The following is a 14,118-nucleotide window of genomic DNA, read 5'->3' as shown; positions in this document are numbered from 1 at the left end:
CTCTCAATCGTCCCGGACAGACACTTGGGACAAGGCTCGAAGAAGCAAGCACTGACAGGAGGCACGGCCATGAAATTTCAGCTCGCCATCAATCTCGAACGCATGGACGAAAGCCTCGACATGCAAGAGGTCGCGCGCCACACGCTTGAAATGGTGCAAATGGCCGAAGACGGCGGTTTCAACATCGCCTGGGCGGCGGAACACCACGCACTCGAAATGACCATCGCGCCCGATCCATTCCAGATCCTCACCTGGTGGGGCGCGCACACCTCGAAGATCAGGCTCGGCACGGCAGTGGCCGTGGCGCCTTATTGGCACCCGATCAAGCTGGCGGGCGAGGCTGCCTTCACCGATCTCATCACAGGCGGCCGGCTCGAATTCGGCATTGGCTCCGGCGCCTACCAGCGCGAGTTTGACCGCATGCACCCTGGCCTCCTCCAGAGCGATGGCTGGAAATACATGCAGGAGATGCTGCCCGCCGTGCTCGCCCTCTGGAAGGGGGACTATGAACACAAGGGCACCTATTGGCAGTTCCCCACCTCCACCTCCGTGCCGAAGCCGCTGCAGCAGCCACACCCGCCCATATGGGTCGCAGCGCGTGCACCCATCACCTATGATTTCGCGGTGAAGCACGGGCTCAACATCATGTCCTGGCCGCTCACGCGGCCGATGAGCGAGGCCGAGCTCTACAAATCGCGCCTCGATGAGGCCCTCGCCAACAATCCCGGCAAGGCACGGCCGATCTTCGCGATGATGCGGCACACGGCCGTCTATGACCGCAAGGAGGATTGGATGGTGCCCGTCAAGGCTGCGCAGCGACAGCTCGGCCAGTTCGAGAACCTGTTCAAGAACATGGGCGACGTGAAGAACGGCTTCCCGAAGGAAGTGGCCCTTCATGATATCGCGAACCGTGCTGAATACGACCCCACCATGCTCTCGACCAACCTGATGTTCGGAACACCTGATGAGGTGATTGCGAAGCTGAAGCCCTATGACGCGCTGGGCGTGGATGAGTTCACCTATTATGCGAGCTTGGGGCTCGGCATGAAGGAGCAGAAGCGGTCGCTCGAACTGTTCTGCAAGGAAGTAATCCCGGCCTTCAAGTGAGTTTATGCAACATGCAGCGTTTCGTCGACGTTACCCGTAACGGCCACATTCTCGAGGTCAAGCTCAACAAGCCCAAGGTTAACGCCATTGATCAGGCGATGAGCCGCGAGATGGGCGAGGCCTTCGCATTGCTGCGCGACGACCCGGATCTGCGGGTGGGGATTCTCACCGCTGCGGGCGAACGTATCTTCTCCGCCGGCTGGGACCTGAAGGCCTTGAACGCAGGCGACATGAAGCTCGACAATTGGTGGGAGGATGGCGACTACGGTGATGGCGGCTTTGCCGGTCTCACGGAGAACTGGAACCTCAACAAACCGGTGATCGCCGCATTGAACGGATTGGCCATCGGCGGCGGCTTCGAAATTGCATTGTCCTGCGACCTCGTCATAGCGGCGGATCACGTGGAATTCGCACTGCCCGAAATGCCGCTCGGCATCGTGCCGGATGCGGGCGCCTTGCAGCGCCTGCCGCGGCGCCTTCCTTACAACATTGCGATGGAGATGCTGTTGCTCGGCCGCCGCATGGGCGCGGAAGAAGCGGCGCACTATGGCCTCGTCAACAAGGTGGTGCCCTATGCGGAACTGATGACCGCCGCCCGCGAATGGGCAGGCCAGCTCGCCAAATCAGCACCGCTGGCGATGCAGACCGTCAAGGAAGTGCTGCGTACCATCGAATGCAGGCCCATGCGTGAAACCTTCGAAACCATGCGCAAGGGCGATCTCCCGGTCTACCGCGCCATGCTGAAGTCGGAAGACGCCGCAGAGGGCGTCAAGGCCTTCGTCGAGAAGCGCGAACCGGTGTTCAAGGGGAGATAGCGATGGCAAGGCCAGCTGTAACGGCAGTGAAGAAAGTCGCAAGCATCGGTGGCGGACCGATCGGTGCGGGCTGGGCGGCGCATTTCCTTGCGCGCGGCTTTGACGTGACCGGCTATGTCCACGCCATGAGCGAGGAAGCAGCTTATCGCAAGGTGCTCGACACAGCGTGGATCAGCCTTGCCGCTCTGGGCCTGGCACCAGGCGCTTCCCTCGACCGGCTGACGCTCACTGACGATCTGGAGGCGGCCGCCGGCGATGCCGATTTCGTGCAGGAAAGTGCGCCGGAACGGCTGGAACTGAAGCAGAAGCTCTATGAGACGCTCGGCCGTATCGTACCTGCTGGTGTGGTCATCGCATCGAGCACGTCGGGCTTGATGATGACTGACATCCAGTTGCTGTGCTCCACACCTGAGCGCACGGTCATCGGGCACCCCTTCAACCCACCCTATCTGCTGCCACTCGTCGAAATCATTGGCGGCAAGCGGACATCGCCGGATGCCGTCACCTGGGCGAGGGACTTCTACGAATATGCCGGCAAGGCACCGCTGGTGATGAAGAAGGAAATTCCGGGCTTCGTGGCCACCCGCCTGCAGGAGGCCTTGTGGCGCGAGGCGCTGCACATGGTGGCAAATGGCGAGGCGACACCTGAGGATATTGATATCGCGCTGATGAATGGACCCGCGCCACGCCTGGCGATCCAAGGCCAGTGCATGGCTTTTCACGTCGCCTGTGGCGAAGGCGGCATGGCGACCAACCTTGACCAGTTCGGCCCGGCGCTGAAACTGCCGTGGACCAGGCTAGAAGCACCCGAACTCACCCAGGAACTGCGTGACCGGATGGTCGATGGCTGTAACGAGATCGCCAAGGGCCGCCACTTCGAGGAGATGGCCGCGGAGCGCGACCGCGCGATCGTCGGCGTCCTGAAAGCGGTCCGCGCCGCCAGAGCGGAAAGCTAGTCGCGCTTCTGGGGTTTGTTTCGCGCGGTTTGCAGGAAGGCATAGACGGTGCCGGGCCATGAAGGTGCGGCATCCTTTTCTGGCCACGCCTGACGGTATTCGCTGGGTTTCTTGCCGAAAGCTTGCAGAAAGCTCTGCGAGAAGTAAGACATCGAGTTGAAGCCGCAGGCAGCCGAAACTTCGCGGATCGACATGCGGGTGGAACTCAGCAGCACCCGCGCATATTGCAGCCGCAGCAGCTTGCTGTACTGAACGATGGTGCAGCCGATGTCGCGCTTGAACAGGCGCTCCAGCTTCCTCTGTGATATGCCGAGCTCCCGGCACACGCGCGGCACGGGGGTGGGATCCTCGATCCGCCCTTCAAGCAGGGTCATCGCCGCGCGCACGTCCTGGTGCACATCATCGTGCTTGCCGCCTGTGGCGTGGCGCTGCATGGCCTCCGGTGGCCGCCGCGGATGGTGCATGACCTGATTGGCGACTTCAGAGGCGAGCTGGTCTCCATTCTTGCGGCCGACGACATAAAGCATGAGGTCAAGTCCTGACGTACCGCCTGCACAGGTCATAACCGGTTTCTCAACGGAATAGAGCTGTTCCGCAACATCGAGCTCCGGATAGGCCTCGACCAAGCCTGCCATCATCGACCAGTGGGTGGTGACCTTCTGATCAGTCACCAGCCCTGCCTTGGCGAAGGCATAGATGCCAAGTTCGACAGCGATCATCTGTACCTGGGCCCGCGCATTCTTTCTGAGCCACCGGAACAGGCGCTGATCGTTCAGATGCTCCGCACCCCAGCTGCCGCACACGGCGATGATGTCCGGCTTCGGCAAACCCTCCTCGTCGACGCTCCGGCAGGGGACACTCAGGCCATTGCTGGCGGGGATGTTTTCAGCCGCGGTTGCGCGGAAGTCCCATTCATAGAGTTTGTGCGGCGCAAGATAATTGGCGATTCGCATCGGCTCCATGAGCATGGTGAGCGTCATCATGTTAAAACGCGGGATCAGCACGAAGCTTACGCGGGTCACCTCACCCGCTGCCATGCCCCGTTCCGTGTCAGCTGATTGTGCCATGACTCCACGATCGACGAAAAAAACGAATTGATGGCGAAAATTCTATAACGCTCGCGGCCATTCGAGCAAATCATTTCAGCCACAAACAAGAGACGCCAGGGAGTGACAGCGTGAACTTCGAAGTTATCGTAACATGTGCGGTCACCGGAGCGGGTGACACGGTCGGCAAGCATCCGGGCGTTCCCGTGACGCCGGAGCAGATCGCCCAGGCGGCCATTGACGCCGCAAAGGCCGGTGCGACTGCGGCCCATCTTCACGTTCGCGATCCGCAGACCGGCAAAGGCTCCCGCGATCCGGAGCTGTTCAAGCGCGCGGTAGATATCGTGCGCTCCAGCGGCACGGATGTGGTCATCAACCTCACAGCCGGCATGGGTGGAGACTGGATGATCAGCGAGGATGACCCGTGCAAGCCCGGCGCCGGCACGGACATGATCGGACCCGAGGAGCGGCTCCGCCACGTGGAGCTGCTGCGGCCCGAGATCTGCAGTCTCGATTGTGGCTCGATGAATTTCGGCGATGGCAATTACGTCTACATGTCGACACCTCCTTACCTCCGCCGAATGGCGGCGCTGGTTAAGGAATGGGGCGTGAAGCCCGAACTCGAGGTCTTTGACTTAGGCCACATCCGCCTGGCGAAACAGCTCGTCAAGGAGGGGCTGATCGAAGATCCGCCGATGTTCCAGATCTGCCTCGGCATTCCCTGGGGGGCCGACCAGTCTGTCGACAATATGAAGGCGATGAAGGACCAGCTTCCCGCCAATGCCAGCTGGGCCAGCTTCGGCATTTCGCGCATGCAGATGCCGATGGCCGCTGCAGCTGTCGCCATGGGCGGCAATGTGCGGGTTGGGCTGGAGGACAATCTCTACCTCGACCGTGGTGTGCTGGCGAGCAATGCACAACTGGTGGAGCGCGTCGTCGGCATCATTGAACGCATGGGCGCGCGCGTGTTGACGCCTGCGGAAGCGCGCAAGAAGCTGGGGCTCAAGAAGCAGGCATGACAGCAGGACCTTCCGGCATTGGTGTCGTCTTCCAGAACGTCACCAAGCAATATGGGAAGATGACCGCCGTCGACGGCGTGTCGCTCGACATTCGCGCCGGCGAATTCTTGACACTGCTAGGCCCCTCCGGCTCCGGCAAGACAACGCTGCTGATGATGCTTGCGGGATTCCAGGACATTACCTCGGGCGACATTTTAGTTGGCGGCAGTTCGATTGCCGCAACGCCGCCGGAGAAGCGGAATTTCGGCATGGTGTTTCAGGGCTATGCCCTGTTCCCGCACATGAGCGTTCGCAAGAATATCGCCTATCCGCTGGAAATCCGCCGGAAGCCCAGCGCCGAAATCGAGGCTCGCGTCAACGAAATGCTCGATCTTGTGCAGTTGCAGGGCTTCGCAGACCGCTTTCCTAGTCAGCTGTCCGGCGGCCAGCAGCAGCGCGTTGCATTGGCCCGCGCCTTGAGCTTCTCACCCCGCGTGCTGTTGCTCGATGAGCCTCTTGGCGCGCTGGACCGCAAGCTGCGGGCCGATGTGCAGGAACAGTTGAAGGATATTCACAACCGGGTCGGCACCACCTTCATCTATGTGACGCATGATCAGGAAGAAGCCCTCACCATGTCTGACCGGATCGTGATCATGAACCGCGGCCACGTGGTGCAGGTTGGCAACCCGGTCGAGCTTTATGAGCGGCCGCGCACCACTTTCGCAGCAAGCTTCCTCGGCAAGAGCAACTTCATCAGTCGCAATGGGCGGATCTACGCGCTTAGGCCCGAGAAGATTGATGCCTTCGCGGCGGGAATGGGCCACGGCCAGAACAAACTCACCGGAACGGTGCGCGGCATCACTTATATGGGTGCCACGCTGAAGCTGATGGTGGACGTTCCTGGCTCTCCGGCAATCGAGGTTCATGTGCCGGCATGGCGAAACACGGGGCAGTTTACAGATTCGCAGGCCATTGATCTCTGCTGGAGCAATGATGCTCAAGTCGAGGTTGAAGGCGATGACGGCGAAGAAGCGGGCGTAAGATCCGCATGACACGACCGGGCTCTTGACCCGCAACAACTGAAGCGGCGAAGGCCGCAGCAAGATGGAGGAGATGACCATGCAAGACAAAGCTTTCCTGAAAGACCTCGCCCGCGAGGGCGCTGTTGCCTTCAAGTCCGGCCGCCTCGACCGCCGCAGCTTCCTGATGCTGTGCGGAATGGCAGGCGTGGCAACGCTCGCCGTGAGGGCCGGCGACGCCGAGGCCGCGGCCAATGAAATTGTCATGTGGAACTGGGGCGGCGAATCCGAGAAGTGCCATGGCGATGCGATCGGCAAGCCATTCACAGCCAAGACCGGCCTGCCGCTGAAGTTCGACACCTCCGGGCCCCTCCAGGGCAAGATCAAGGAGATGGTGGATTCGGGCAAGGTGACGGCAGATGTCTGCGATGCCGATGGCTTCGACGCCATTGCCCTTGGCAAGTCCGGCCATCTCGAGGCCATCGACTACAACATTGTCGACAAGAAGCAGATCAAGGAGGGCGTGGCCTGGGAGTACGGCGTCGGCGTCATCTTCTATGGTTACGCCTTCATGTATGACACCAAGGCCTTCGGCGACAATCCGCCCAAGGGCTGGGCAGATTTCTACGACACCGCCAAATTCCCCGGAAAGCGCTCGCTCTACAAATGGGCGAACGGCTCGATCGAGAGCGCGCTGATGGCGGATGGTGTCCCCAAGGACAAGGTCTATCCCTGCGACGTGCCCCGCGCGATTGCAAAGATCAAGACCATCAAGGAAGACAGCCTGTACTGGGGTTCGGGCTCCGAAGCCCATGACATGATCGTCAATGGCGAAGTCGCGATGGGCATGGTCTGGCAGAACCGCGGCAAGACCATCGAGGAGCGCACCAACGGGCGCTACAAGCTGGTGATGAACGAGGCGATTGCCATGCCCGGCGCCTATATCGTGCCGCGCGGCAATCCCGCCGGCCGCGACAATGTGATGAAGTTCATCGCGCAGGCGCTTCAGGTCGAATCGCAGCTTATGATCCTGGACTGCCTCGGCATGACGCCATCGAACCCGGAGGCCTTTGCCAAGATTCCGGAGGCGATGCAGCCCTACGCCATCAACTCGGCCCAGAACATCGACAAGGTGGTGTTCAACGATCCGGTCTGGTGGGCAGACAATGGCGGTGACGCCGTGAATGCCTTCCTTGACGCCATCGGCTGATCCACAGGAGAAGCGGCACGCGCCCCGAAGCCCGGGCGCGTGCCTTTCACGCATGACCACACGGCCCTCACATTTCAATCCCTATTGGCTCCTGGTGGCACCTGCGGTGCTGCTGGTGCTGGCGCTTTACGTGGCCCCCATCGTCAACGTGCTGCTGCTGAGCGTCACGGATCCGAAGCCCGGCCTTGGAAACTATGCCAAGATCTTCGAGAGCGACACGGTGGCCAACCTCATCTGGCGCACGATCAGGCTCTGCCTGATCACCACCGTGGCCGCGGTGACACTGGGCTATATCGTGTCCTACGCCATGCTCCATGCCCTGGCGGGGGTGCGCCGGCGCATGATGTCGATCCTTCTCATCTCCTTCTGGATTTCGGTTCTGGTCCGGTCCTTCGCCTGGCTGATGCTGCTTGGCCACAATGGGCTGGTGAATGACGCGCTCATGTCACTCGGCATCATCTCCCAGCCACTGCCCCTGATGCGCAACGAGGTGGGCGTGTTGATCGGCATGACAGAATACATGGTGCCCTATGCCATATTGCCGCTGCTCGCCAACATGCAGGGCATAGACCCTCGGGTGACCAGCGCCTCACGAAGCCTCGGCGCCAGCAGCGCCCAGACCTTCTTCCGCATCTTCCTGCCGCTCACCCGCCCGGGTATCATCGCTGCATCGCTTCTGGTGTTCATCAGCTCGCTCGGCTTCTATGTCACCCCCGCCATCCTCGGCGGCGGCAAGGTGCAGATGATCGCCGAGTACATTTCAGTACAGCTCCTCGTCACGGTGCGCTGGGGTGTGGCAGCCATGCTGGCAGCGCTGATGATCGCCAGCGTTCTGGCGCTGATGTATGTGCTGAACCGCTTCATGAAGCTCTCGGTGGTCTTCGGTGGAGCCGCACGATGAAGCAATCACTGGGCGGACGCATCAGCCAGATCGGTGCCTGGATCATCCTCTCGATCCTCATCATCCCGTCGCTCGTGGCCTTTCCGGTCTCGATCACGGCCAAGACCTATCTCTCCTTCCCATGGGAAGGGGTCTCGCTGCAGCATTTCGAACATCTCTTCACCAGTCCCGAATGGATTTCGAGCTTTGGACAGAGCCTGCTGATCGCCATCGCCGCCTCGGCTCTCGCCACGCTGCTGGGAACACTCGCCGCAATTGGACTGTGGCGCCTGTCGGGCCGCTTCACCGAAACGATCCGCGCCTTCCTGCTGCTGCCGCTGATGGTGCCGCCGATCATTTCAGCCATGGCCTTTTATCGCTGGTGGGTGCCGCTTGGGCTGATCGACTCCTACATGGGCATCATCCTCGCCCATGCGATTCTCGCCATCCCGATGGTGGTGATCACCGTCTCGGCGTCGCTCGCGAATTTTGATCTCAGGCTTGAACAGGCCTCACGCAGCCTCGGCGCCTCGCTCCCGACGACAGTGCGCCGGGTGATCCTGCCGGTGATCAAGCCGGGCATACTGGCGGGTGCTGTCTTCGCCTTCATCCTCTCCTGGGACGAGATCGTCGTTACGCTGTTCATTTCCAAGTTCGACGTCTTCACCCTGCCGCGCCGGCTCTGGAACGGCATGCGGGAAAACACCGATCCGACGGTCGCTGCGGCGGCGGTCGTCCTGATCTGCACCACACTTGCCGCTCTCGTCGGCTTCGCGATCCTGTCGCGCAAGCGCGGCGGGGATGCGGCCTAAGCCCGGAGGACATTTTGAGTCTCGTCAATTCCCACGAAAACCGGCTGCTGCTCGAAACTGTGCAGGCCTTCATGAAGGCCGAACTGCATCCACATGAAGACCTCGTCGACAAGCTTGGTGAAGTGCCCCTGGATCTCGGTCGGCAGATCGAGAAGCGCGCCCACGAGGCCGGCCTCTACGCCGCGAACCTCCCCGAAGAGGTGGGTGGCGGGGGCATAAGCCTCGAGGCAAAGACCATCATGGAACGCGAATTCGGCAAGACCAGCCACGCGCTCCACAGCTGGGTGGCGCGGCCCACCGAATTGCTTCTGGCCTGCGAAGGCGAACAGCGCGAGCGCTATCTTCTGCCTTGCGTGAAGGGCGAAAAGCGGGAGCTCTTTGCGCTCACAGAGCCGGAAGCGGGCTCGGACGTGATGGGCATGAGGTCCAACGCCCGCAGGGATGGCGACGACTGGATCCTGAATGGCTCCAAGCACTTCATTTCAGGCCCCGTGATGCCGGACTTCGCGATCGTCTTCGCCGCAACCGGCGTGGACGAAAGCCCGCGCGGATCGAGAAAGCGTGTCACCGCGTTTCTGGTCGATGCGGGAACACCCGGCTTCGACGTGCGCGACGGCACCCACTGTGTGAGCTACCGCGGCTATAAAACCTTCCAGCTGAGTTTCAGCGATGTGCGCTTGCATGCCCGTCAGGTGTTGGGCGAAGAAGGCCGCGGGCTTGAACTCGCCGGGCAGTGGCTGACCTATGGCCGCATCTTTGTCGGCGCCTCCTGCTGCGGCAAGGCCGAGCGGCTGCTGGGGCTCGCCAGCGAATGGGCGGCCAGCCGCAAGCAGTTCGGGCAGGCCATTGGCAAGTTCCAGGGCACCGGCTTCAAGCTCGCCGATATGGCCACCGAATTGCGGGCCGCGGACCTGCTGGTCGAAGATGCGGTGCGCCGCGCCAATGACGGGATCCTGACCGACGCCGATATCTCCATGGTAAAGCTCTACTGCTCCGAGATGGTGAACCGCGTGGCCGACAATGCGGTTCAAATCTATGGCGGAATGGGCCTCATGGAAGAGCTTCCCATCCAGCGCCTCTGGCGGGACGCGCGCCTCGAGCGCATCTGGGACGGCACCTCGGAGATTCAGCGCCATATCATTTCGCGCGCCATTCTGAGGCCGCTCGGGGCATGACTCCGCTGCGCCGTGCCAATCTCGACCGCCTGCTCAAGCCGCGCCATGTCGCGGTGATCGGCGGGCGGGACGCAGAGACTGTCGCCGCCGAATGCAAGCGCATCGGCTTTTCCGGCCCCTTCTGGCCAGTGAACCCGAAGCGGAGCCACATTGGCGGGCATCCCTGCTTTGCCGCGATTGAAGATTTGCCGGACGCACCAGATGCCGTCTTCCTCGCGGTTCCGAAGGACGCCGCCATCGAGGCGCTGCACAAGCTCAATGCCATGGGGGCGGGTGGCGTCGTCTGCTACACGGCAGGCTTCGGCGAGACCGGCTCCGATGGCGCGGAGGCGGAAGCCCGCCTCGTGGCCGCAGCGGGCGATCTCGCCCTTGTCGGCCCCAATTGCTATGGCGTCATCAATTATGTGGACAAGGTGGCGCTCTGGCCCTTCACCCATGGCGGCTCCTGCCCGGGCTATGGCGCGGCCCTCATCACGCAGAGCGGCATGCTCTCCTCGGACTTCACCATGAGCCAGCGGGGTGTTCCTTTCGCCTATATGGTTTCGGCCGGAAACCAGACGCTGCTACGGCTTGAGGATTTTGTCGATGCGCTGGCGGAGCGGCCGGAGGTGCGGGCGATCGGCCTCCATATCGAGGGGCTGAAGGATGTTCCCGCCTTCGAGCGCGCGGCATTGAAGAGCCTCTCTCTCGGAAAGCCCGTCGTGGCGCTGAAAACGGGCACCTCGCGGCTGGGGTCCAGCCTCACCGTCAGTCACACGGGCTCTCTCTCCGGCACGGAGGAGCTCTACGACGCACTGTTCGACCGTCTCGGCATCATTCGCGTCAACAGCCCCGCGCAGCTGCTGGAAACCGTAAAGCTCCTGTGCGTGGCCGGTGTGCCCAAAGGACGGCGCCTGGCCGGCCTCACCTGTTCCGGTGGCGGCGCGACCATGCTTGCTGATTATGCCGAGCGCCTGGACCTCACCTTCACACCGCCGGATTCGCACACCACCGCGCAGCTGCGCAGCCAGCTTCCCGCAACCGCCACGGTCTCAAACCCGCTCGATTACACCACGCCGATCTGGGGCCTTCCGGAAAAGACCCTGCCGGTGTTCGAAACACTGTTCGCGCAAGGCCATGATGCAGCGGTGATTGTTCAGGACTATCCCGCCCCCGGCCTGGACGAGAGCAAGCCCTATTACCGGAACGACACGATCTCCTTCATTACAGCCACAACACGGAACGCCTTGCCCGCCGCCGTGTGCAGCACGATCCCCGAGAACCTCGACGCGGAAACCCGAAGCTTCCTGGTGGCGCAGGGTGTGGCCCCCATGCAAGGCATCGAAGACTGCATGACGGCGCTGGCCGCCGCCGCCTGGCACGGGGAGCGCCGGGCCGAAATCGCCAAGGCGCCACCTCCGCCGCTCTCATCTGCAGGCCACCTTGGCCGCGTACAGCTTCTCGACGAAGCCGCGGCCAAGAGGCTTTTGACCGCGAGCCACATCAATGTTCCGCAGAGTTCAACCGGCAATGGCGCTGATGCGCCGGCACTGGCTGAGAGGCTTGGCTTTCCGGTGGCGCTCAAAATGGTCAGCGACAGGCTTCCCCACAAGACCGAGGCGGGGGCCGTCAGGCTGGGACTGACAACGAGTCAAGCAGTCTCTGACGCTGTACAGCGCATGAAGGCGGATGTGGCCGCCTATAATCCCGAAGCCGCAACGGATCTGTTCCTCCTGGAGAAAATGGTGGCCCCGCCCGTGGCCGAGTTGATGCTGAGCATCAGGCGCGACCCGCAATTCGGCTTCGCCATGACACTCGCCGCCGGCGGCGTCTTGGTGGAGCTTCTGGCCGATGCCACAACAGTGCTGCTCCCTGCTTCGCGCGAGGATCTGGCGCGCGCCCTCAAGCGGCTGAAGGTGTGCCGCCTGCTGGATGGTTACCGCGGCATGCCTGCCGCCAATATCGAAGCTTTGCTCGACATGCTGCAGCGCCTCGCCCGCTTCGCTACGGATGAGTCAAACGCGATTGCGGAGATCGAAATCAACCCACTGTTCGCCGGCACCAGCGAAAGTTGCGCCGTCGACGTTCTCATGCAGCGCTGCTAACGCATCACGAAGGGGTTGGCGAGCGGCTTGTCCGAGGTGTTGATCCACACGGTCTTGGGCCGTGTGTAGTCATAGATCGCCTGGAACCCGCTCTCCCGGCCATAGCCCGATTCCTTGAAGCCGCCGAATTCGGCAATGGGCGAGACCACGCGATAGGTGTTGACCCACACAATGCCCGCGCGAAGCTGCTTCGTTACCCGAAGCGCGCGGGCGCCATTGCGGGTGAAGACGCCGGCGGCCAGGCCATGCTTGCTGTCATTGGCGAGCCGCAGCACCTCCTCCTCATCCTTGAAACGCAGGACGCTCAGCACTGGTCCGAAAAGCTCGGTATCGACAATCCTGTCCTGCTGGCTCGCGCATTCAATGATGGTGGGTTCATAGAACAGGCCGCGGTTCTGGCCGGGTGGCCGCTGGCCGCCCGTCAGCAGCGTGCCGCCCTGCTCCTGCGCGAAGGCCACCTCGCTCTCGATACGGCGCAATTGGCCAGCCGTGGCGAGCGGACCCATTTGGGTTTCCTCCAGCAGCGGGTCGCCAATGCGGATCTGGCGCGCGCGCGACACGATGTTGTCTAGGAATTCATCCGCGATCTTCTCCTGCAGATAAAGCCGTGATCCGGCCACGCAGGACTGTCCTGTCGCGCCAAAAATTCCTGAGATGGAACCGTTCACGGCACTCTCGAGATCGGCATCCTCAAACACCAGGAAGGGTGACTTTCCGCCAAGCTCGAGCGACACCTGCGCGAAGTTCTCTGCCGAATTGCGGATGATGTGACGCGCCGATTCAGGCCCGCCCGTAAAGCTGATGCGCTGCACCAGCGGATGAGACGTGAGCACCCGGCCGCAAGGGTCGCCATGGCCCGTCACCACATTGAAAACACCTGGCGGGAAGCCCGCCTCCTCCATCAGGTGCGCGAATTCGAGCATCGGCGCTGAGGCATATTCGGAAGCCTTCAGCACCACGGTGTTGCCCGCCGCCAGAGCTGGGCCGATCTTCACCGCCACCAGAAACAGCTGCGAATTCCACGGCACCACGGCAGCCACCACGCCAAGGGGCTCGCGCAGTGTCATGGCCAGCATGTCCGGCTTGTCGATTGGAAGGGTGGAACCCATCACCTTGTCAGCGGCACCGGCATAGAACTGGAAGAATTCCGCAATGTACTTAGCCTGCCAGCGCGTTTCCTTCAGCATCTTGCCGGTATCAATGGTCTCCGTGCGGCCAAGCTCCTCGGACTTCTGCGCCAGAAGGTCCGCGAGGCGGCGGAGGTATTTGCCGCGCTCGCTGGGTAGCGCCCTCGCCCATTCGCCCTCGGTGAAGGCCCGGTGGGCTGCTTCAACCGCGCGATTCACATCATCAGCCGTCGCTTCGGGAATCTCCGCCCAGTCCTCACCGGTCGATGGGTTCATGGAGGTGAAGCTTCTCCCATCGGCGGCGTCGGTCCACTTTCCGTCGATGAACATCTGGTAGCGCTGTAGCTTGGCCATGCCGGTCTCCTTCAACTGCGCGAGAGTGACGCCCCGTGACGAAGAGTGATGCAAGATTTTCGCCCCCGCCTGTCGGAAATCTTTTACAGTGCGGCCAAGGCGCACGCCTAGACTTTTCATCAGTTGACGTGGGGAGGCTGGAGTGACGGGCAAGCAGGTGATCGGCGGACCATTGATGATCGGCGGCCGAAAGCTGACACTCTCGCGCGCAATCCGCGCCGGGGATTTCGTGTTCCTAACCGGCCAGGTTCCCATGAAGGACGGCCAGGTCATGACCACCGGCACCATCGAGGACCAGACCCGCGCCGTACTCGACGATATCACCGCCACCCTCGCCGAAGCCGGCTGCGCGCGCCCCGACGTGGTCAAGGCCATGGTGTGGCTGCGCGACCGTACTGACTTTCCAGGTTTCAACACGGTCTACGGCGAATATTTCCCGGAGGCGCCGCCCACCCGCTCCGCCGTGGTGAGTGATCTCCTCGTCGATGTCCGCGTCGAGGTTGAAGTCACTGCCTACAAGCCGGTGGCCGGTTGA

General features: G+C 62.1%; 13 protein-coding genes. 11 read left to right on the top strand and 2 right to left on the bottom strand.

Going from position 1 to position 14,118, the window contains the following annotated elements; all coding sequences use genetic code 11:
• Positions 1–69 precede the first annotated feature (69 nt).
• Genes ACO06F_RS15670 through ACO06F_RS15660 form a run of 3 tightly spaced genes read left to right on the top strand, consistent with a single transcriptional unit; the run spans position 70 to position 2,878 of the window.
• Positions 70–1,107 carry an LLM class flavin-dependent oxidoreductase gene (locus tag ACO06F_RS15670; protein ID WP_421693678.1) on the top strand — a complete coding sequence of 346 codons (1,038 nt, stop codon included), beginning with the start codon at positions 70–72 and terminating at the stop codon, positions 1,105–1,107.
• 11 nt (positions 1,108–1,118) lie between these two features.
• Positions 1,119–1,922 carry a carnitinyl-CoA dehydratase gene (locus tag ACO06F_RS15665; protein ID WP_421693677.1) on the top strand — a complete coding sequence of 268 codons (804 nt, stop codon included), beginning with the start codon at positions 1,119–1,121 and terminating at the stop codon, positions 1,920–1,922.
• A gap of 2 nt (positions 1,923–1,924) precedes the next feature.
• Positions 1,925–2,878: a 3-hydroxyacyl-CoA dehydrogenase NAD-binding domain-containing protein gene (locus ACO06F_RS15660; RefSeq protein ID WP_421693676.1), complete on the top strand. Its 954-nt coding sequence runs from the start codon at positions 1,925–1,927 to the stop codon at positions 2,876–2,878.
• On the opposite strand, the gene ACO06F_RS15655 is transcribed toward ACO06F_RS15660, so the two are convergent.
• Complete coding sequence (locus tag ACO06F_RS15655; protein ID WP_421693675.1) at positions 2,875–3,945, bottom strand: GlxA family transcriptional regulator; 1,071 nt, start codon at positions 3,943–3,945, stop codon at positions 2,875–2,877. The genes ACO06F_RS15660 and ACO06F_RS15655 overlap by 4 nt on opposite strands.
• A 110-nt stretch (positions 3,946–4,055) precedes the next feature.
• On the opposite strand from ACO06F_RS15655, the gene ACO06F_RS15650 reads away from it, so the two are divergent.
• From ACO06F_RS15650 to ACO06F_RS15620, 7 genes are all read left to right on the top strand, one after another.
• Positions 4,056–4,943 carry a 3-keto-5-aminohexanoate cleavage protein gene (locus ACO06F_RS15650; RefSeq protein WP_421693674.1) on the top strand — a complete coding sequence of 296 codons (888 nt, stop codon included), beginning with the start codon at positions 4,056–4,058 and terminating at the stop codon, positions 4,941–4,943.
• Complete coding sequence (locus tag ACO06F_RS15645; RefSeq protein WP_421693673.1) at positions 4,940–5,974, top strand: ABC transporter ATP-binding protein; 1,035 nt, start codon at positions 4,940–4,942, stop codon at positions 5,972–5,974. The genes ACO06F_RS15650 and ACO06F_RS15645 overlap by 4 nt, the downstream gene beginning before the upstream one ends.
• A 67-nt stretch (positions 5,975–6,041) precedes the next feature.
• Positions 6,042–7,151: an extracellular solute-binding protein gene (locus ACO06F_RS15640; protein WP_421693672.1), complete on the top strand. Its 1,110-nt coding sequence runs from the start codon at positions 6,042–6,044 to the stop codon at positions 7,149–7,151.
• Between the two features lie 52 nt (positions 7,152–7,203).
• Positions 7,204–8,052 (top strand): ABC transporter permease, encoded by an 849-nt coding sequence (locus ACO06F_RS15635; RefSeq protein ID WP_421693671.1) that lies wholly within the window; start codon positions 7,204–7,206, stop codon positions 8,050–8,052.
• Positions 8,049–8,843, top strand: a complete 795-nt coding sequence (locus ACO06F_RS15630; protein WP_421693670.1) for an ABC transporter permease — start codon at positions 8,049–8,051, stop codon at positions 8,841–8,843. The genes ACO06F_RS15635 and ACO06F_RS15630 overlap by 4 nt, the downstream gene beginning before the upstream one ends.
• Before the next feature lie 71 nt (positions 8,844–8,914).
• Positions 8,915–10,018, top strand: a complete 1,104-nt coding sequence (locus tag ACO06F_RS15625; RefSeq protein ID WP_421696696.1) for an acyl-CoA dehydrogenase family protein — start codon at positions 8,915–8,917, stop codon at positions 10,016–10,018.
• A complete protein-coding gene (locus ACO06F_RS15620) occupies positions 10,015–12,102 on the top strand; it encodes an acetate--CoA ligase family protein (protein ID WP_421693669.1) in 2,088 nt (695 codons plus the stop codon). Before ACO06F_RS15625 ends, ACO06F_RS15620 begins: the two co-directional genes overlap by 4 nt.
• On the opposite strand, the gene ACO06F_RS15615 is transcribed toward ACO06F_RS15620, so the two are convergent.
• Positions 12,099–13,583: an aldehyde dehydrogenase gene (locus ACO06F_RS15615; protein ID WP_421693668.1), complete on the bottom strand. Its 1,485-nt coding sequence runs from the start codon at positions 13,581–13,583 to the stop codon at positions 12,099–12,101. The two genes, ACO06F_RS15620 and ACO06F_RS15615, sit on opposite strands and share 4 nt — an antisense overlap.
• Before the next feature lie 142 nt (positions 13,584–13,725).
• On the opposite strand from ACO06F_RS15615, the gene ACO06F_RS15610 reads away from it, so the two are divergent.
• Positions 13,726–14,118 carry a RidA family protein gene (locus tag ACO06F_RS15610; protein WP_421693667.1) on the top strand — a complete coding sequence of 131 codons (393 nt, stop codon included), beginning with the start codon at positions 13,726–13,728 and terminating at the stop codon, positions 14,116–14,118.

The organism is Aestuariivirga sp. (assembly GCF_965227715.1).
In the GTDB taxonomy this organism is placed as follows: Bacteria; Pseudomonadota; Alphaproteobacteria; order Rhizobiales; family Aestuariivirgaceae; genus Aestuariivirga.
This window is presented reverse-complemented; position numbering and strand designations above follow the sequence as displayed.